The sequence below is a fragment of the Arenibaculum sp. genome (assembly GCF_035998295.1).
Lineage (GTDB): Bacteria > Pseudomonadota > Alphaproteobacteria > Azospirillales > Azospirillaceae > DASYHS01.
Genome location: NZ_DASYHS010000106.1, coordinates 1 through 19043, shown reverse-complemented (window position 1 = coordinate 19043; position 19043 = coordinate 1). Strand labels below are relative to the sequence as shown.

Below are 19043 nucleotides of genomic sequence, written 5' to 3'. Positions count from 1 at the left end.
GCGCTCGCCGCTGGTGCCGGCGGTGCACATGAACACCCGCCACATCGTGACCGGCATCGGCTGGTTCGGCGGCGGGGCCGACATGACCCCGGCCTTCCCCGACGCCGACGACGCGGCCGCCTTCCACGGCGCGCTGAAGCGCGCCTGCGACGCGCACGACCCCGGCTACTACCAGCGCTTCAAGGAGTGGTGCGACCGCTACTTCTTCCTGCCCCACCGCAACGAGCCGCGCGGGATCGGCGGGATCTTCTACGACCACGTCGACAGCGGCGACTGGGAGGCCGACCTCGCCTTCACCCGCGACGTCGGCCTCGCCTTCCTGGAGGCGTATCCCGCCATCGTGCGCCGGCACATGGACCGGCCCTGGACGCCGGAGCAGCGCGACGCCCTGCTGGTCAAGCGCGGCCGCTACGTCGAGTTCAACCTGCTCTACGACCGCGGCACGACCTTCGGCCTGAAGACCGGCGGCAACGTCGAGGCCATCCTGATGTCCCTGCCGCCCGAGGTGCGCTGGCCGTAGGGGACCGGGGTTGCGCGGCCGCCGGTCGGCACGTTGGCCGGCCGATTTCACCAGTAGCCGGCCGTCGGGCTCGGCCACTGTGCCCTGGGGCGGCGAATAGGCTGGGACCCAACGGGCACCCGGAAACGGGCACTCAGGCCCGTCTCGCTGCCATCAGACCGGGGACCGCGTGCAGGATGGCGTGGCAGGCGAAGCCGATGAACATGACGCCGCTGGCGCGGGTGATCAGGATTTCGTGCCGGCGATAGGCTTGCCTCACTGCCGCCGCTCCGACGAGTCCGATCAGAATTAGGTAAGCGGAAATCCCACCGATGCAGGTGACCCCGACGAGCGTCGGCAGCATGGCCCAGGTGAGCAGGCCGGCTTTTGCCGACAACAGGGCGGTCAGCGTCGCGACCGCGACGGGATAAGCCTTGGGGTTGGTGAGGCCAAAGGCGAGGCCATGGAGAAATGGCCGACGCGCGGTTACTGTAATCGCGTCGCCCGCAGCCGACCGCTGCACCCGCACCGCCCGCCAGCCCAGCCAGAAGAGATAGATTCCGCTGACACCCCCGAGGAGGTCGAACACGAGCGAGCCGACCGTGGTGACGCCGACGAGCGAGACGAGCGCCAGCGTGGACCAGAGCACGTCCCCGGCCAAATGCCCCGCGAGGAACGCCGTGGCTGAGCGGCGCCCGCGGTCGGCGCCGATGCCGAGCACGGCGAGGACGCCAGGACCCGGTGTTATGCCGTAGATGAAGCCCGCGAACGCAGCAGCGAAGAGAAGGGGAATATCCATGGATCGGACCTCAACTGGACAGGTACGGCAGCACGATGATATCTCGCCTCTCACTAAAACCAGGCCATGAACCTCGAGAAGGGGGAGGGTTGGGCAGCCCTTACTTCCGATGTTTGATTGATGACCAGGGTACCAGAGATGCTAGCGAACGGCTCGGAGAACGTTCGGACTCCCTTATACGCCGCCTCCTACGACAATTCCGTGTCGTCGAGCAAGATCAGAAATCTTCTCCATATAGCGTTCTAGTATTTCCTGGTTTATATCCGGGCAACACCCTTTCATAAAATCATCTATGAGTTCATTGTTATCGAATAAATCACAATTTTCGTATTTTTCTTTCGTAAAATTCAAGTACTCGTAGTTAACTCGCAGTCCATATTTTTTCGCTTTTTCTTGCGCAAAATTTGGATCAACAAGATAACGGAATGATTGAGATCCAGGGATAGGACACAAAGGACCGAAATCTAGCGCGGCAAAAGTTTTATGATTTTCGGAAACTAAGATCTCCAGATTTTGGTAATTTTCTTGCATGATATTCTCCGTTATACCGAGATGCGTAACAACGATTCCCGCGGTTATTAAACAACCTCTACTAGATATAGCATTTAACGCATCTATATTCGCGGACATTAAGCCATATTCTTTTTCCTTTTTTACAACAGATTGCTTATTCATCAGCCTTAGCGAGATATCAGAGAGCCCGTCAAATCCGACGAAGAAATGATCGAAGCCGAAAACGCCAACAAGAATGTCGATTTTCTCTGGCTGACGTTCAAACGCCTCCGCTCTCGCATAACCGAACATCTTTGGCTTCTGTTCCGCCGATAGCTCCTCAAACCATTTTGGTACGTTCTGAGACATACTTTTTATGAGAGGCCAAAACGTTAGCGGTAACTCATCGGCCGTAATATAAAAGTAGTTGTACCCATGTTCAAAAGCGTTCCTTATTCTTTTCCATGCTATATCCGAGGACGTAGATAGAACAGATTTGACTCCCGGAATTATTCCGCAGAAATCGCATGCGTTAACGGGTATATTGTTAACTCTTTTTCCCGAAAATTTTATGCACCCTCTACCTATGTCTATAATTTGACTCCTTAGATTCCTATTTTTCATAAAATAGTACGTTCTTCTCTGTCCATCGACGTACAATTCTGAGTGAGGAAGAGTTTCATCACAAAGACTATATTTAACCAAAGGAAGACCGTTGTATTCAGAAGGATTTTCGGCATTTCTGACTACATCATTATTGGTGAGTCGGTAAACAAGGCCGGGATATGAGCTCAAATCACCTACATTGTTGCATATAACATCACACGCGAACTCTGCAAAACCCATCACAACATCATTACCGTAAAAACCGAAATCAATGTCTGACTGCTTTGACATCACATTTCTATAAAGAGCAGAAAAATGGTCGTTTCCGAAAATTGTTGTCACGCCACCAATACATTCCTTAGAAAATTTTGCTATTTCCACAGATGCCCCGTAGTTTGCCGTAAGAACACTAAAGCATACTATCTTAATGGTGTTACGATTTTCACTTATTATACTTTTAATTTTTTCGTTTCCATACACACATCCGTCAATATAGCCGAGAGCTGCCGAAATTCCACTTATCTCAAGTTTTTCCTTGAGAGCAGACATAATAGTTAAAAGCCCGACGTTTGGATAAAGAGCAGCGTTTGCGCTGGCCTTGTGAGTGAAGGTGTCTCCAGCATTAATAAACAGAATTTCCATTTTGTCCTCCATCCTGATACTGTTGGGATTTACCTATATTTTGTAGATTTTATTTTGCGCCCATCTGCCGTCGCGATGTATACGCAAAGTATACGTGCGCATGTTTCGGACTTTTTACATAGCTGTTGGGATCGTATCCCATATCAAAATTAGGATAAATTCCGTTAGATAACTTAGCAGAAACTTTCCTGTGGTGTGAACTATTGCTTTTTAAATGCAAATTAGATGAATTGGTCGGCATCCAACTCTGTCATTAACTATTTTTTACCAAGCTAGTCAACGCAAAACGTGTTTTCCTTTGTTAACTTCAGAGACATTTCAAAAGAATACGCATACGGACGCACGAGTTTTGTATAATTTGAAATACGCACATCATTCCCCCGCTATCACTCCCTATATTTCTGTAACAAAGATTGAGATTTCTTCTAAAATTGCTTCTTTTCTACTTGCTGGGCGCTGACAAGGTACGAGGGGGGTAGCGGCTACTCCGCACCAAGTCTACGAACTGGTCCTCGGCCGCGAGATGGCAGCCGTTCCGCCGCAACGTTCGACCCCGATGCCGAAAAGCGCCCGCTGCTCCTAATAAGGCGCTGGGCGATTCGCGGTTGAATCGAGGGCCGTCGCGGTGCTCGCGGGTGGCACGGAGAATCACGGCCTTTATCAGCAGGGAACTTGGCAGCCCTGGCTCACCCGTGGCCGAGCCGCCGCTCCAGCTCGGCGAGGCAGGCGGCGCGGTCGGGGCGGTAGTCGCGGTCTTCCCACCAGGCCTCCAGCTCCTTCAGGAGGCGACCCATGCCGGTGCCGGGGGGCACGCCGCGGGCCTGCAGGTCGCGGCCGGCGAGGGGGAAGGATACCGGGCGCCATGCCGCCGCGGCGGCCAGGGCCGGCTCGATCGCGGCGCGGCCGAGGCGGCGCGCCGCCGCTTCCAGCAGGACCAGGTCGGCGAAATGCGCGGCGCCGAGCCGGTGCAGCGCGCGGCGGTTGCCGCGATCGGGCGAGGACGGGTCGACGGCGAGCGGCGGTTCGGCCAGCAGGACGAGGCGGTCGCGCTCCCGGTTGGACAGGCGCAGGCGCGCGGCGACGTCGAGCGCGGCGGCGGCCGAGCCGGGCAGCAGTGCCGCCAGCCGGCGCAGCGGGTCCGGCGCGGCCCCGCCCGCGCGCTCCAGGCCGGCCAGCGCGTCGAGCCGGCCCAGGTCGGCCGCCTCGGGCAGCAGACGGGCGAGCACGCCCTCGTCCGCCATCAGGCGCCAGACCGGTGCCGGGTCGGGCGCTTCCAGCAGGCGCAGCAGCTCGGCGCGCACGCGCTCGCCCGACAGGCGGGGCAGCAGCGGGGCGAGCCGCCGGCACGCCGCCAGCGCCGCGGCGTCGGGCGCGCCGCGGCCGTAATGGGCCTGGAAGCGGAAGAAGCGCAGGATGCGCAGCACGTCCTCGCGGATGCGCGCCTCCGGGTCGCCGACGAACAGCACCCGGCCGGCGCGCGCGTCCGCGATGCCGCCGAAGAAGTCGTGGACCGTGCCGTCGGGCGACAGCGACAGCGCGTTCATCGTGAAGTCGCGCCGCGCCGCGTCCTCGCGCCAGTCGTCCGTGAAGTCGACCACCGCGCGCCGCCCGTCGGTCTCGACGTCGCGGCGCAGGGTCGTCACCTCGACCGGCGTGCCGTCCACCACGGCCGTCACCGTGCCGTGCGCCACCCCGGTCGGCACCACGCCGATGCCGGCCGCGCGCAGCAGCGCCATCACCCCCTGCGGCAGCGCGTCGGTCGCGAGGTCGACGTCGCGCACGGGCCGGCCCAGGATCGCGTCGCGCACGCAGCCGCCGACGAAGCGGACCTCCGCCCCGCCGCGCGCCAGCGCGTCCAGCACCCGGCCGACCGCGGCCGCGGACAGGGCCGGCGGCAGGGCCAGACGCAGGCGTTCCGTCACTCCGGCACCCCCTCGGGGACCGGCACGGTGGCGCCGGGCACCACCTCGCCGTCGACGACATGCGCCGGGACGTAGACGCCGCCGGGCTCGCCGCCGCCGACCAGCGCCATGCCGACCAGCACCAGCGCCGCCAGCGCCACGCCCGCCCCGATCAGCCGCACCCAGGGTGCTGCGACCCACCAGGGCTGCGCGGTCCCCGGCCCGGCCAGGGCGCGCCGCCGCTCGACCGTCAGCACGTAGGCCAGGTAGATCAGGGTCGGTGCCGCCAGCGGCAGCAGCACCATCAGGAAGCTTCTGAGCATGCCTCGTTCAGGACGTCGCAGAGATTGACCAGCATCCCGGCGGTGGCGCCCCAGATGTAGCGCTCGCCATAGGGGAAGGCGTAGAAGAAGCGCTCCGTCCCCTGGACCGTGCGGCTGTGCCTGAGCCGGCTCGCCGGGTCGAGGAAGAACGACAGCGGCACCTCGAACACCTCCGCCACCTCGAACGGGTCGGGGGCCAGCTCGAAGGGCGGGCGGACGAGGCCGACCACCGGCGCCACCTCGAAGCCCGTGCGCGTCACGTAGGTGTCGAGCCGGCCGAGGACGCGGACGTGGCGGTCCTCCAGGCCGATCTCCTCGCGCGTCTCGCGCAGCGCGCAGGCCGCCTCGTCGGCGTCGCATTCCTCCAGCCCGCCGCCGGGAAAGCTGATCTGGCCGGCATGCGCGGCCAGATGCGCGGTCCGCTGGGTGAAGATCAGGGTCGGCCCCGCCGGCCGCTCGACCAGGGGGACGAGCACGGCCGCCGGCCTCAGCGGCCGCGACGGCGCCATGTCGGGGTTGAGGTCGTGGTCGCCGCGCACGCGGCCCCGGGGCACCGCCGAGAGCAGCTCGGGCAGGCGCTCCAGGAAGCGGGCGCCGGAACGGTCCGACGTCACGGCGCGGACATGCTCCCCAGGTCGAAGAAGATTCCCATGCTCCATATGCCCAACCTCGACTGCCCCCCGTCCCCGCGCCTCTCCTCCGCGCGTTCGACCAGCTCGTAGAAGACCGGCCGCACGATCAGCGCCTCGAGACGGTCACGCACCAGGATGTAGGGTCTCGGCTCCCCGGTGTCAGCATCGGTCTCGACCCGGATCGGGTGGTCGGGCCCCGCCGTCACCCGGTGGTCGAGATTGGTGCGGAAGGTCAGGCGCCGGTCCGGCCCGCTCCCCTCCGCCTCGACCTCGACCGCGACGAAGGGCGCGTCGTCGACGACGATGCGCCCCCGCTCGGCCGGCGTGATCAGCCAGTAGTCGCCGGCCTCGTCGCGCCTGAGCACGGTCGAGAACAGCTTCACCAGCTCGATCCGCCCGATCGGCGAGCCGTGATAGTACCACGTCCCGTCCCGGGCGATGCGGATGTCGTAGCGCTCGTCCTCGGCCGTCGGAAACGCGCCCCGCTCCATGTTCCGCCCCCTCGCCCCTCGTGGTCCGACCCTGCGTGCGGTCATTGCCCGCGGCCCCGTGTTTGCTGATAGGATCGGGGCGGCGGTTCGCATTTTCGCCACACTGCTAACATAGGTCGTTCGCCTGGCGGATTGAACGCCGCCCGTCATTCTAGCCCAGAGGGCCGATCGTGACTGCAACAGAAGCCCCCTTCGCCGAGAATCCCGCGCAGCTCCTCGCGGAGGTGGAGATGCTGGGCGCGCGTCTCGGCACGGTGCGCGACCGGATCGGCCGCGTCATCTTCGGCCAGCAGGACGTGGTCGACCTCAGCCTGATCACGCTGCTGGCGGGCGGGCACCTGCTGCTGATCGGCGTGCCCGGCCTCGCCAAGACGCGCCTGGTCGAGACGCTCGGCACGGTGCTGGGCCTGGCCGAGAAGCGCATCCAGTGCACGCCCGACCTGATGCCGGCCGACATCCTGGGCTCGGAGGTGCTGGAGGAGGCGGAGAACGGCCGCCGCGCCTTCCGCTTCCTGCCCGGCCCGGTGTTCAGCCAGCTGCTGATGGCGGACGAGATCAACCGCGCCAGCCCCCGCACCCAGTCGGCGCTGCTCCAGGCGATGCAGGAGCAGCGCGTGTCGGTGGCCGGCCAGTACCACCCGCTGCCCCAGCCCTTCCACGTGCTGGCGACGCAGAACCCGCTCGAGCAGGAGGGGACCTACCCGCTGCCCGAAGCGCAGCTCGACCGCTTCCTGATGCAGGTCGACGTCGGCTATCCCGACCTGGACGCCGAGCGCCGGATGCTGATCGCGACCACCGGGGCCGTCAGCGAGACCGCGGTCACGGTGATGTCGTCGGAGGACCTCCAGGCCGCGCAGCGCCTGGTGCGCCGCATCCCCGTCGGCGAGACGGTGGTCGAGGGCGTGCTGGACCTGGTGCGCTCGGGACGGCCGGAGACCTCCGACCTGCCCGAGGTGCGCGCCCATGTCGCCTGGGGCCCCGGCCCGCGCGCGAGCCAGGCGCTGATGCTGGCGGCGCGCGCGCGCGCCGTGCTCGACGGCCGGCTCAGCCCGTCGCTGGACGACGTGCTGGCCCTGGCCCAGCCGGTGCTGAAGCACCGCATGGCGCTGAACTTCGGCGCGCGCGCCGACGGCGTCACGCTGGACGACGTGATCGCGCGCCTGTGCCGCCCGCTGCTGTGAACCGCGCCCGGTGAGCAGGACGCCCCCCTCCGCCGCCGCCGACGCGCTCCAGGCCCGCCAGCGCGCGGAGGCGCTCTCGGCGCGCCTGCCGCCGCTGCTCGTCGCGGCCGAGCGCGTCGCCGCGACCGTCGCCCAGGGCGTCCACGGCCGGCGCCGGGTCGGCACCGGCGAGACCTTCTGGCAGTTCCGCCGCTACGAGCCCGGCGACGCGACGACGACGATCGACTGGCGCCAGTCCGCCAGGAGCCAGCGCGTCTTCGTGCGCGAGACCGAATGGGAGGCGGCGCAGAGCGTGTGGCTGTGGTGCGACCGTACGGCCAGCATGGACTACCGCTCGGCCCCCGCCCTGCCGACCAAGGGCGAGCGCGCCCGGCTGCTGACCCTGGCGCTGGCGCTGCTGCTGGTGCGCGGCGGCGAGCGGGTGGCGCTGCTGGACGGGGAGCACCCGCCCGGCGCCAACACCTTCACGATCGACCGCATCGCGGCCGCGCTGTCGGCGGGGGGGCCGGCGGGGGGGCCGCCCGGGGAAGTCGGGGACGCGGCCGACGTGCCGGCGCCCAAGCCCCTGCCGCGCCACGCCCAGACGGTGCTGGTCGGCGACCTGCTGTCGCCGCTGGACGAGATCCGGCGCACCGTCTCGGCCCTGACCGCGCGGGGCGTGCGGGGGCACCTGCTCCAGGTGCTCGACCCGGCGGAGGAGACGCTGCCCTTCGACGGCCGCGTCGAGTTCGCCGGCCTCCAGGGAGAGGAGGCGGTCCTGGTGCCGCGGGTCGAGGCCGTCCGGGGCGCCTATCTCGAACGCCTCGCGGCGCAGCGCGACGGCCTGTCCGCCCTGGCCCGCACGGCCGGGTGGAGCTTCTCCGCGCACCGCACCGACCGACCGCCCCAGACGGCGCTGCTGGCCCTGCACGCCGCCGTCTCCCGCCAAGCCGCCGGGTGACGCCATGCTGTCGTTGGGATCGCTCGCCTTCGCGGCCCCCTGGGTCCTCACGGCCCTGGTGGTGCTGCCGGCGCTCTACTGGCTGCTGCGGGTCACGCCGCCGAGCCCGCGGGTCGTCCGCTTCCCGGCGCTGCGGCTGCTGCGCGACCTCCACGCCCCCGAGGAGACGCCCGCGCGCACGCCGCTGTGGCTGGTGATCCTGCGCCTGCTGCTGGGCGCGCTGGTGATCCTGGCGCTGGCCCATCCCCTGCTGAACCCGCGGGCCGGCATGCCGGGCAGCGGCCCGGTGCTGGTCGTCGTCGACAACGGCTGGGCCGCCGGCCGCGACTGGCCCGCGCGCCAGAGCGCGCTGGAGGAGACGATCGACCGCGCCGAGCGCGCCGGGCGCACCGTGATGGTGCTGGCGACCGCGCGTGCCGCCGACGGCACCGCGCCCGAGGTCGAGGGGCCGATGCGGCCGGCGGACGCGCGCGGCTTCGTCCAGACGCTGGCGCCCCAGCCCTGGCCCGCCGACCGCGAGGCGGCGCTGGCAGCGCTGGAGCGCGTCGGCGATGTCGGCTCCGCGCATGCGGTGTGGCTGTCGGACGGCCTCGCCGGCCCCGACGACGCGGCGCTGGCCGAACGCCTGCAGCGGTTCGGCAGCGCCGAGGTGCTGTCGGAGACGCCCGACCGGCTCGCCCGGCTGGTCGTGCCCGCCGGCGAGGGAACGGAGCTGGCGGTGCGCGTCCTGCGGGCCGCGGACGGGCCGGCCGCCCCGGTGACGCTGCGTGCCACGGCCGAGGACGGCCGCCTGCTGGCGCGCGAGACCGTCTCCTTCCCCCGGGACGCGCGCGGCGCCGAGCTGCGCCTCGACCTGCCGACGGAGCTGCGCAACGAGGTGACCCGCATCGCGATCGAGGGCGAGAGCACGGCCGGCGCCGCCCTGCTGCTGGACGAGCGCTGGCGGCGCCGGCCGGTCGGCCTCGTCTCGGGCCGGGCGGAGGGCTCGGCCCAGCCGCTGCTGAGCGACTTCTACTACCTGGACCGCGCGCTGACGCCGTTCAGCGAGGTGCGCTACGGCTCGGTCGCCGAGCTGCTGGAGCGCGACCTCGCGGTCATGGTCATGGCCGACATCGGCGCGCTGACCGAGAGCGAGGCCGAGGCGGTCGGCAACTGGGTCGAGCAGGGCGGCCTGCTGGTCCGCTTCGCCGGCCCCCGCCTGTCGCAGAGCGCCGACGAGCTGGTGCCGGCGCGGCTCAGGCTGGGCGACCGCGCGCTCGGCGGGGCGCTGTCCTGGAGCGAGCCGGCCCGGCTCGCCCCGTTCGCGGCCGAGAGCCCGTTCGCCGGGCTGGCGGTGCCGGACGACGTCACGGTCTCGCGCCAGGTGCTGGCCGAGCCGACGCTGGACCTGGCCGACCGGACCTGGGCCCGGCTCGCCGACGGCACGCCGCTGGTCACGGCGGCGACGCGGGGCGAGGGCCGCATCGTCCTGGTCCACACGACCGCCAACCCGGACTGGTCCAACCTGCCGCTCTCCGGCCTGTTCGTGCAGATGATGCAGCGCCTGGTGGCGCTGTCCGCCGGCGTCGCCGGGGCGGCGAGCCAAGCCAGCTACGAGCCGGTCGAGGTGCTGGACGGGCTCGGCCGGCTGGTGCCGCCGCCGGCGACCAGCCTGCCGCTGGCGCGCGACGCCTTCGGGCCCGAGGCGGTCGGCCCCCGCCATCCGCCGGGCTTCTACGGCACCGCGCAGGCGCGGCGCGCGCTCAACCTGTCCTCGCTGGTGGGAGAGGTCGAGATGCTGCGCGGGCTGCCGGCGGGGATCGCGCGCGCGTCCTATGCCGGGCGCGACGAGGTCGACCTGAAGCCGTGGCTGCTCGCCGGCGCGGCGGCGCTGACGATCCTGGACGTGGTCCTGGCGCTGCTGCTGCGCGGGCTGCTCGGCACGCGCAGGACCGGCGCCGCGCCCCACCGGGCGCGGGCGGCGGCGGCCGGGGCGGCCGTTCTGGCGGCGGTGCTCGCCGCCGGCATGCCCGGCCAAGCGCGCGCCGACGAGGACTTCGCGCTGCGCGCGGCCTCCGACACCTATCTCGCCTATGTGCGCACGGGCGACCGGGCGCTGGACGAGCAGACGCATGCGGGGCTGGAGGGGCTGAGCCAGATCCTGAACCGCCGCACCGCGGTCGAGACGGCGGGGGCGATGGCCGTCGACCTGGAGACGGACGAGCTGGCGTTCTTCCCGCTGCTGTACTGGGCGGTGTCGCCCGACCAGCCCCGCCCTTCCGACGAGGCGACGGCGCGGCTGAACGGCTACCTGCGCAACGGCGGCACGATCCTGTTCGACACCCGCGACCGCCGGCTCGGCCCGGCGGGCGACCTCGGCGGCGGCGGGCCGGGCGGCCAGCGCCTGCGCGAACTGGTCGAGGGGCTCGACGTCCCGCCGCTGGCCCCGATCCCGCCCGACCACGTGCTGACCAAGTCCTTCTACCTGCTGCAGGACTTCCCCGGCCGCTACGCCGGCGGCGACGTCTGGGCCGAGGCGCAGGAGCAGCGCAGCAACGACGGCGTGTCCTCGGTGATCGTCGGCTCCAACGACTGGGCCGGCGCCTGGGCGGCCAACGAGTACGGCCAGCCGCTCAATGCGGTGGTGCCGGGCGGCGAGCGCCAGCGCGAGATGGCCTACCGTTTCGGCGTGAACGTCGTGATGTACGCACTGACCGGCAACTACAAGGCCGACCAGGTCCATGTGCCGGCAATCCTGGAGCGGCTCGGCCAATGACGTCCGCAACCTCGATCGCCTTCGCGCCGCTGGTGCCCTGGGCGGTGCTGGGCCCGCTGATCGCGCTCGCCGCCGCCGTGCTGCTGCTGGCGGCGCTACGCCGGGCGCGCGGCACCGGGTGGCGGCTGCTGGCGCTGACGGCGCTGATGCTGGCGCTGGCGAACCCGTCGCTGGTGCGCGAGGAGCGCGACCCGATCAAAGACGTCGCGGTCGTCGTCGTCGACGACAGCCCGAGCCAGGACGTCGGCCGGCGCCGCGAGCGCACCGAGGCGGCGCTGGCGCGGCTGCGCGGGCGGCTGGAGGAGCAGCCGGACCTGGAGCTGCGGGTCGTGCGCGCGGGCGGCGACGACGGCGCGCTCGGCGAGACCCGCCTGTTCGAGGCGCTGGAGCGCGCCGTCGCCGACGTGCCGCGCCGCCGGCTCGCGGGCGCGGTGCTGGTCACCGATGGCCAGGTCCACGACCTGCCGGCCGGCGCGCGCGGCCTGGACACGATGGGCCCGGTCCACACCCTGCTGACGGGCGAGCGCGACGAGGCCGACCGCCGGCTGACGGTCGTCCAGGCGCCGAATTTCGGCATCGTCGGCCGGGAGGTCACGGTGACGCTGAGGGTCGACGACCTGCCGGAGGGGAGCGACGGCGAGGCGATGCTGACGGTGCGCCAGGACGGCGGCGAGGCGCGCGCCTACCGCATGCGGGTCGGGGCCGACCAGCAGCTCGCCTTCCCGGTCGAGCATGGCGGGCAGAACGTGCTGGAGTTCGAGGTCGAGGCGGCCTCGCAGGAGCTGACGCTGGCCAACAACCGGGCGGCGGTCGTGGTCAACGGCGTGCGCGACCGGCTGCGCGTGCTGCTGGTCTCGGGCGAGCCGCATGCCGGCGAGCGGACCTGGCGCAACCTGCTGAAGGTCGATCCGGGGGTCGACCTCGTGCATTTCACGATCCTGCGCCCGCCCGAGAAGCAGGACGGCACGCCGACGCGGGAGCTGTCGCTGATCGCCTTCCCGATCCGCGAGCTGTTCGAGTTGAAGATCGACGAGTTCGACCTGATCATCTTCGACCGCTACCAGCGCCAGGGCGTGCTGCCGCAGCTCTACCTCGCCAACATCGCGGAGTTCGTCCGCCAGGGCGGCGCGCTGCTGGAGGCGGGCGGCCCCAGCTTCGCGACGCCGCTCAGCCTCTATCGCACGCCGCTCGGCGAGGTGCTGCCCGGCGAGCCGACCGGCGAGGTGATCGAGCAGGGCTTCCATCCCCGCGTCACCGAGACCGGCCGCCGCCATCCCGTCACGGCCGGCCTGCCGGGCGACGGCGGCGCGGACGGCGCGCCGCAATGGGGCCGCTGGCTGCGCCAGATCGAGGCGCGGCCGACCAGCGGCACCGTGGTGATGGAAGGGGCCGAGGGCCGGCCGCTGCTGATCCTGGACCGGGTCGGCGAAGGCCGCGTCGCCCAGATCATGAGCGACCAGATCTGGCTGTGGTCGCGCGGCTACGAGGGCGGCGGGCCGCAGGCCGAGCTGCTGCGCCGCCTCGCGCACTGGCTGATGAAGGAACCGGAGCTGGAGGAGAACGACCTGCGCACGCGGGTCGACGGCAGCCGGATCACGGTCGAGCGCCGCTCGCTGGAGCCGGACGACCGGCCGGTCACGCTGACCGGGCCCGACGGGGCGGAACGCGAGCTCGAGCTGACGGAAGACGCGACCGGGCTGGCGAGCGCGGTGGTCGTCGCGGACACGCCGGGGATCTACCGGGTCACCGACGGCGAACGCATGGCGCTGGCGGTGGTCGGGGCGGTCAACCCGCCGGAGTTCGCCGACCTGCGCACGACCGAGGAGGCGATGCGCCCGGCCGCCGAGGCGAGCGGCGGCGGCATCTTGTGGCTGGCCGAGCACGGCGACGGCGACGGCATCGAGGTGCGCCGCACCGACGCCGACGGCACCCAGGCCGGCCGCGACTGGATCGGGCTGCGCGCGAACGGCGACTACGTCGTCACCGGCGTCTCGGAAGCGCCGCTGGTGCCGGCCGGGCTGGTCCTGCTGCTGGTGGTCGGCGCGCTGATGGCGGCATGGCGCCGGGAAGGCCGCTGACCCGGCCTCCCCGCGCCCGTCACTCCGGCCCCGGCGGGGACGGCCAGGCGGCGAGCGCCGTCCGCGCGATCGCCGCCAGGGCGTCATGGTCGGCGCCGTCGCGCGCCTGCACCGACATGCCCTGGATCACGGCGCCGTAGAAGCGCGCCAGCGCCCGCGCGTCCGTGCCTTCGGGCAGCTCGCCGGCGGCGATGCCCCGCCCGATCCGCTCGGCCAGGGCGTCCGTCGCCGCCGCCCGCATCCCCGCGACGGCTTCGGCGACGGCGCGGTGCTCGGGCGCGCAGGACAGCACGGCCGTCGAGATCATGCAGCCGCCGGGGCGCGAGCGGTCGGTGAAGACCTCCGCCGCCTCGCGCAGCAGGCGCGCCACCGCTGCGCGCGCCGTCGGCTCCTCGGCCAGCGCCCGCGGGCCGAAGCGGCCCGGCCCCTCGCCGTAGAGGGCCAGCGCCTCGCGGTACAGCCCCTCCTTCGAGCCGAAGGCGCCGTAGAGGCTCGGCGGGGTGATGCCCATGGCCTCGACCAGCTCGGCGACCGAGGTGCCCTCGTAGCCCCGCTCCCAGAACAGCGCCAGCGCCCGCTCCAACGCCGCCGCCCGGTCGAAGCCGGGCGGGCGGCCCCGCGCCCGGCGGGAGTGTCCTGTTTTTTCCATAGCGATCACTAAACAACACTTGACCGCCGGCGTCAAATCCACGTTTCATAGTGATCGCTATGATAATGGAGGACCCCATGGACCATCCCGCCACCACAGACGCGAAGGCGGCCGGCGCCGCCACCGTGGACGCAATGGCGGCCGGCGCCGCCACGGCGGACGCGACGGCGGCCCGCCTCGACGCCGTGATCTCGCGCGCGCTCGAAGAAGAGCGGATCGTCGGCGCGGTCGTCCTGGTCGCCCGGGACGGCGAGGTCGTCTACCGCCGCGCCGCCGGGCTGGCCGACCGCGAGGCCGGCACGCCGATGCGCGAGGACGCGGTGTTCCGCTTCGCCTCGCTGACCAAGCCGATCGTCTCCGCCGCCGCCCTGGCCCTGGTCGAGCGCGGCGCCCTGCGGCTCGACGACCCGGTGACGCGCCACCTGCCGGATTTCCGGCCGCGGCTGGCGGACGGCCGGGAACCGGTCATCACCGTGCGCCAACTCATGAGCCACACCGCCGGCCTGTCCTACGGCTTCTTCGAGGGGCCCGACGGCCCCTACCGCCGGGCCGGCGTCTCGGACGGGATGGACCGGCCCGGCCTCGCGCTGGACGAGAACCTGCGCCGGATCGCCTCGGTACCGCTGTCCTGCGAGCCGGGCACGGCATGGGGATACTCGGTCGCGACCGACGTGCTCGGCGCGGTGCTGGAGAAGGCCGGAGGCGCCGCGCTGCCCGACCTCGTGGACAGGCTCGTCACCCGGCCGCTGGGCATGGGCGATACCGGCTTCGCGGTCGCCGACCCGGCCCGGCTCGCCGCGGCGTACGGGGACGGGACGCCGCGCCCCGTGCGCATGGAGGGAACCCATGCGGTGCCGTTCGGGGAAGGGACGGTCCTGTTCACGCCCGCCCGGGCGTTCGACCCGGCATCGTTCCCGTCCGGCGGCGCCGGCATGGCCGGGACGGCCGCGGACTTCCTGCGCTTCCTGGAGGCGCTGCGCACCGGCGGGGCACCGGTGCTGTCGGCCGACGGCGTGCGGGCGCTGACGACCAATGCCGTCGGCGACCTGACGGTCACCGTGGCGGACCCGGGCTGGGGCTTCGGGCTCGGCGCCGCGGTGCTGAAGGACCCGGGCCCCTCCGGCACGCCGCAGGCGGCCGGAACCTGGGCCTGGGGCGGCGCCTACGGCCATTCCTGGTTCGTCGACCCGGCGAACCGGCTGAGCGTCGCCGCCCTCACCAACACCGGGTTGGCCGGCATGGTCGGGCCGTTTCCGAACGCGATCCGCGACGCCGTCTACGGCGCGGACTGATCGGCGGGCCGCAGCGCGAAGCGCAGGCGGCACGTCGTGCCGCCCGGCCGGTCCCGGTCGACGGCCAGGGTGCCGCCGAACTGCCCGGCGACATGGGCCGCGACGCTCAGCCCGGCGCCCGCGGGCAGGCCGGCCAGGGCCTCCGGCGTGCCGACGCCGTCGTCGCTGACCACGAGCTCGGCCCGGTCTTCCGAGACCGGGCCGAGCGCGATCACGATCCGCCCGGACCGGCCTTCCGGGAACGCGTGCCGGAAGGCGTTGCCGACCAGCTCGTGCACGACCAGCCCGATCGGCACCGCGCGGTCGAGGTCGAGGGTGACCGGCTCGACCTCGACCCGGACCGTCACCCGTCCTTCGTCGCCGTGGATCTCGCCCAGATGCGCGCATAGCCGCGCCAGGTAGCCGGCCATGTCGACCTCCGCGGCCGACGGGTCGCCGTAGACCTCGTCCTCCACCAGGGCGATCGCGTGGACCCGGCCGATCGAATCCTCCAGCGCCGCGCGGGCCTCGGGGTTCGGCGCCCGGTGCTGGCGCGCGCGCAGCAGGCTGATCACGACCTGGAGGTTGTTGCGCACGCGGTGATGGATCTCGCGCAGCAGCGCGTCCTTGTCCGCAAGCACGTCGAGGAGGTGGCGGGTCCGTTCGCGCACCCGCGCGTCCAGCTCGTCGTTGATGCGGTGCAGCTCCGCCCGGGTCTGCCGGTGGTCGGCGCGCTCCAGCATCGTCCGCGTGCCGGCATACCGCGCGAGCGCGAAGGCATGATGCGCGACGGCGTCCAGGACGCCGGACGCGCCGCACTGGGCCATGCGGTAGCTGCACAGCGCGACGATCCGGCGCCCGCGGCAGCACTGCGAGGCCGCGGCCTCGTGGACCCGGAAATCCGTCCGCCCGGCCCGGTCGGGGGACGGGGAGGGCCCGGCCAGCCTGAGGCCCGGGCGGCCGGCGGCCAGCGCGCGCCGCTCGCGGTCGCGCCACCGCTCCAGGACCGAGGCCGACGACCCGCCCCGCGGGACGAGCCAGTCGCGGCGCTCGACGATCTCGACCTGGCCGGAGGCGATCCTGCGGTCGAGATCGGGGACGGCCCGGCGCAGCGCCGCCTCGGCGTCGCGGGGCGAAAGCGAGTCGGGGACGACCCACAGGCAGGCCTCGTTCGCCTCGATCCCGGCCCTGAAATAACCGACGAGGACCTCGGACAGGTCCTCGTCGGTCTCGTAGAACTGGCAGAAATGGGTTCCCCAAGGCAGGGGCCCGCAGCCGTCGATGCCGCTCTGGGTATGCATGAAGGAGCCCGTCCGCCGTTGCCGCCGAACCCACTGAACAGCCGGGACGGCGCCTCGTCACGGGCACCCCTTGACGTGCGGGCCGCGCGGACGATTTCGCTTGGCCATGAACATCTTCTTCCTGGACACCAACCCTGTCGCGGCCGCGCGCATGCACTGCGACAAGCATGTCGGCAAGATGCTGGTCGAGGCGGCGCAGATGATGAGCACCGGGCTGGCGCTGGCCGGATACCCGGTCGGCTACAAGCCGGCCTACGCGAACCACCCGATGACGGTCTGGGTCCGGTCGAGTGCCGCGAACTTCGCCTGGACCTGGAGCCTGGCGCGCGAGCTCGGCCGCGAGAACCGCCGGCGCTTCGGCCGCAGCCACCGCAGCGCCGCCCTGCTGCCGGTGCTGCTGACCGCGGTCGACTGGGGCACCGCGTTCGGCACGCATGGGCCGACGCCGCTGCCGCTGTGCATGCCCGAAGCGTACCGGCGGGCGGGCGACCCGGTCGCGGCCTACCAGGCCTTCTACCGCGCGGAGAAGTCCCGCTTCGCCCGCTACACCCGCCGCCCCGCCCCGCCCTTCATGGCCGCCTGACGCCCGGCCCCGCCGGCGACCTCCACGACGGCCTCCACGACGGCCCCCGCGGCGGCCCCCGCGACGCCTCCCGGCACCGGCGGCAGGGTGCGGTCGGGCAGGACCAGGCCCGCGGCGGCGAGCCGGGCGCCCAGTTCGGCCGCATGGGCGGCGAGCGGCGCGCAGGCGCCGCTACGGACGAGCCAGCACGCCCGGCGCGCGGCGGCATCGCCGCCGCCGTGCTGGGCGGAGGCGACCACCGACACCAGCGCCACCTCGTCGGCGTGCAGCATCGGGCAGCAGGGCTGGTGGTGGCGGATCGCGCGCCGCGCCCCGCCGCGCAGGGTCGACAGCAGGCCCGAGAAGGCGGTCAGCGCCTCGCGTCCGGTGGTCGTGCCGAGCGCGCGGGAGAAGTCGTCCCATACCCGCTCCCACTGGCGCAGGTCGCCCGAGACCCATCCCACGATCCAGCGGCGCAGCGCCAGGACCAGCAGCCGCTCGGCCGGGTCGAGCCGGTCGACGCGGGTCGGCAGCGGGCCGTCGTCGTTCTCGCCATGGAAATCCATCGCCCTTCCCTCCCCCAGGACAGTGACGGGAGCATAGAGCAAATGATAATCATTCTCAATAACTAACACAGGAACCGTCACGGGCCGCTTGCCCCCCGGGCGCCGGCCGGCCTTACCGATTGGGTGAGGATCGTCTCCTGGGTTCAACCGCGGGACCGTGGTTGGGCAAGGATACCGTACTGGTCGCCGAGGACGACCGCCTGACGCGGACGATGGTGTCGGACGCGCTATGTGACGGGTTGCGTGTCTGACTGGCGGCGGCGCGCCAGTTCGCGATACAGCGCCTCCGGCGTCACCCCGATCTCGCCGGCGACCTCCCGCCACCGTCCCTTCGGCGGCAGCGCGCCTGCGTTCAGGGCGAGCCAGGCGTCCAGGCGCTCGCCCACCGTCCTCAGGGACAGGATCTCGGCGCGCGCACGCGCGGCCTGAACCTCCAGCGCCAGGTACCGGGCGAAGGCGCGGGCCGATCCGGGATCGCGGCCGATCGCGTCGATCACGCGGCGGGCCGGGACGACCTCGAGGCGGGTGGGCATCGCCGCCACGGCGTCGCAGTGGTAGTCCGACGCGAACACCGAAGCCTCTGCCAGCACGTCGCCCGCCCGCGCCCGCTGCAGGACCAGCTCGGCGCCGTGCGGCAGCGGCCGGACGAGCCGCATCATCCCGTTCCGGACGCGATGGAGGAAACGGACCGGATCGCCGGCGCGGAACAGGACCTCGCCGTCCCGCAGACGCCGCTCGCGCGCGCCCTCCCGCCAGATGTCCTCGAAGCCCGCCGACATGATTGCGATCATGCCGGGCCTTCTCCCCGCATGGCAAGAAGGCCCATCGGCGGATTGCCGGAAGATTGGAGGACGCGATGCGCTTCTTGATGGTGACGGCCTTCGTTGGACTGATGTCGCTCCCGCCCGCCGCCCCCGCGCGGGCGGAGGGCGGGCATCCGCACGGCGCGCACGGCCATGGGGCCGCCTCGGGCCCGGCCGCGCCCTATGCGGGCCTGGAGACGCGCCCGATCAAGGCGCTGTCGGACCGGCAGGTCGCGGACCTGCGGGCCGGGCGCGGCATGGGTTACGCGCTCGCGGCCGAACTGAACGGCTATCCCGGCCCCCTGCACGTCCTCGAACACGCCGACGCGCTCGGCCTCGACCCGTTCCAGCGCGCGCGGACCGAAAGCCTGTTCAACGCGATGAAGGCGCAGGCCGTCGCCCTGGGCGAGCGCCTGATCGGGCAGGAGGCGGAACTCGACCGCCTGTTCGCGACGAGGACGATCGACGCCGCGGCGCTCGACCGGGCCACCGCCGCCATCGCGGCGACCGAAGGCGCGCTGCGGGCCGTCCATCTCCGGCACCACCTCGCGA

Annotated in this window: 18 protein-coding genes; 8 read left to right on the top strand and 10 right to left on the bottom strand. The window is 70.8% G+C overall.

The window, feature by feature from the left end:
- Positions 1-520: coproporphyrinogen III oxidase (locus tag VGO20_RS11360; protein ID WP_327502455.1), on the top strand; the 520-nt coding region annotated here is incomplete at its 5' end.
- A gap of 133 nt (positions 521-653) precedes the next feature.
- On the opposite strand, the gene VGO20_RS11355 is transcribed toward VGO20_RS11360, so the two are convergent.
- The 6 genes from VGO20_RS11355 to VGO20_RS11330 form a co-directional block, all read right to left on the bottom strand.
- Positions 654-1298: a LysE family translocator gene (locus VGO20_RS11355; protein WP_327502454.1), complete on the bottom strand. Its 645-nt coding sequence runs from the start codon at positions 1296-1298 to the stop codon at positions 654-656.
- Positions 1299-1472: 174 nt separating this feature from the next.
- Positions 1473-3038 (bottom strand): radical SAM protein, encoded by a 1566-nt coding sequence (locus VGO20_RS11350; RefSeq protein WP_327502453.1) that lies wholly within the window; start codon positions 3036-3038, stop codon positions 1473-1475.
- Between the two features lie 686 nt (positions 3039-3724).
- Positions 3725-4960, bottom strand: a complete 1236-nt coding sequence (locus tag VGO20_RS11345; protein WP_327502452.1) for a CCA tRNA nucleotidyltransferase — start codon at positions 4958-4960, stop codon at positions 3725-3727.
- The gene (locus VGO20_RS11340) at positions 4957-5262 is read right to left on the bottom strand and encodes a DUF6111 family protein (protein WP_327502451.1); all 306 of its coding nucleotides are present in this window, start codon (positions 5260-5262) and stop codon (positions 4957-4959) included. Before VGO20_RS11340 ends, VGO20_RS11345 begins: the two co-directional genes overlap by 4 nt.
- On the bottom strand, positions 5244-5876 hold the full coding sequence (locus tag VGO20_RS11335; RefSeq protein WP_327502450.1) for a CoA pyrophosphatase: 633 nt from the start codon (positions 5874-5876) through the stop codon (positions 5244-5246). Before VGO20_RS11335 ends, VGO20_RS11340 begins: the two co-directional genes overlap by 19 nt.
- A complete protein-coding gene (locus VGO20_RS11330; protein WP_327502449.1) occupies positions 5873-6385 on the bottom strand; it encodes a DUF1285 domain-containing protein in 513 nt (170 codons plus the stop codon). The genes VGO20_RS11335 and VGO20_RS11330 overlap by 4 nt, the downstream gene beginning before the upstream one ends.
- A 230-nt stretch (positions 6386-6615) precedes the next feature.
- On the opposite strand from VGO20_RS11330, the gene VGO20_RS11325 reads away from it, so the two are divergent.
- Genes VGO20_RS11325 through VGO20_RS11310 form a run of 4 tightly spaced genes read left to right on the top strand, consistent with a single transcriptional unit; the run spans position 6616 to position 13339 of the window.
- Positions 6616-7566, top strand: coding sequence for an AAA family ATPase (locus tag VGO20_RS11325; protein WP_327502456.1), 951 nt, complete (start codon positions 6616-6618; stop codon positions 7564-7566).
- A 10-nt stretch (positions 7567-7576) separates the two neighbouring features.
- Positions 7577-8506 (top strand): DUF58 domain-containing protein, encoded by a 930-nt coding sequence (locus VGO20_RS11320; RefSeq protein ID WP_327502448.1) that lies wholly within the window; start codon positions 7577-7579, stop codon positions 8504-8506.
- Positions 8507-8510: 4 nt separating this feature from the next.
- Positions 8511-11261 carry a DUF4159 domain-containing protein gene (locus VGO20_RS11315; RefSeq protein WP_327502447.1) on the top strand — a complete coding sequence of 917 codons (2751 nt, stop codon included), beginning with the start codon at positions 8511-8513 and terminating at the stop codon, positions 11259-11261.
- Complete coding sequence (locus VGO20_RS11310; RefSeq protein ID WP_327502446.1) at positions 11258-13339, top strand: hypothetical protein; 2082 nt, start codon at positions 11258-11260, stop codon at positions 13337-13339. Before VGO20_RS11315 ends, VGO20_RS11310 begins: the two co-directional genes overlap by 4 nt.
- 19 nt (positions 13340-13358) lie before the next feature.
- On the opposite strand, the gene VGO20_RS11305 is transcribed toward VGO20_RS11310, so the two are convergent.
- A complete protein-coding gene (locus VGO20_RS11305) occupies positions 13359-13988 on the bottom strand; it encodes a TetR/AcrR family transcriptional regulator (RefSeq protein WP_327502445.1) in 630 nt (209 codons plus the stop codon).
- A 77-nt stretch (positions 13989-14065) separates the two neighbouring features.
- On the opposite strand from VGO20_RS11305, the gene VGO20_RS11300 reads away from it, so the two are divergent.
- Complete coding sequence (locus tag VGO20_RS11300) at positions 14066-15280, top strand: serine hydrolase domain-containing protein (RefSeq protein WP_327502444.1); 1215 nt, start codon at positions 14066-14068, stop codon at positions 15278-15280.
- Here the strand turns inward: VGO20_RS11300 and VGO20_RS11295 are convergent.
- Positions 15265-16560: a sensor histidine kinase gene (locus tag VGO20_RS11295; RefSeq protein WP_327502443.1), complete on the bottom strand. Its 1296-nt coding sequence runs from the start codon at positions 16558-16560 to the stop codon at positions 15265-15267. The two genes, VGO20_RS11300 and VGO20_RS11295, sit on opposite strands and share 16 nt — an antisense overlap.
- Before the next feature lie 100 nt (positions 16561-16660).
- On the opposite strand from VGO20_RS11295, the gene VGO20_RS11290 reads away from it, so the two are divergent.
- Positions 16661-17143, top strand: coding sequence for a hypothetical protein (locus VGO20_RS11290; protein WP_327502442.1), 483 nt, complete (start codon positions 16661-16663; stop codon positions 17141-17143).
- Here VGO20_RS11290 and VGO20_RS11285 read toward each other — a convergent pair.
- The gene (locus VGO20_RS11285; RefSeq protein ID WP_327502441.1) at positions 17104-17688 is read right to left on the bottom strand and encodes a hypothetical protein; all 585 of its coding nucleotides are present in this window, start codon (positions 17686-17688) and stop codon (positions 17104-17106) included. The genes VGO20_RS11290 and VGO20_RS11285 overlap by 40 nt on opposite strands.
- 227 nt (positions 17689-17915) lie before the next feature.
- Positions 17916-18479: a Crp/Fnr family transcriptional regulator gene (locus VGO20_RS11280; protein ID WP_327502440.1), complete on the bottom strand. Its 564-nt coding sequence runs from the start codon at positions 18477-18479 to the stop codon at positions 17916-17918.
- 65 nt (positions 18480-18544) lie between these two features.
- Here VGO20_RS11280 and VGO20_RS11275 point away from each other — a divergent pair.
- Positions 18545-19043, top strand: a 499-nt coding sequence (locus VGO20_RS11275; RefSeq protein ID WP_327502439.1) for a hypothetical protein, incomplete at its 3' end; no start/stop codon positions are given.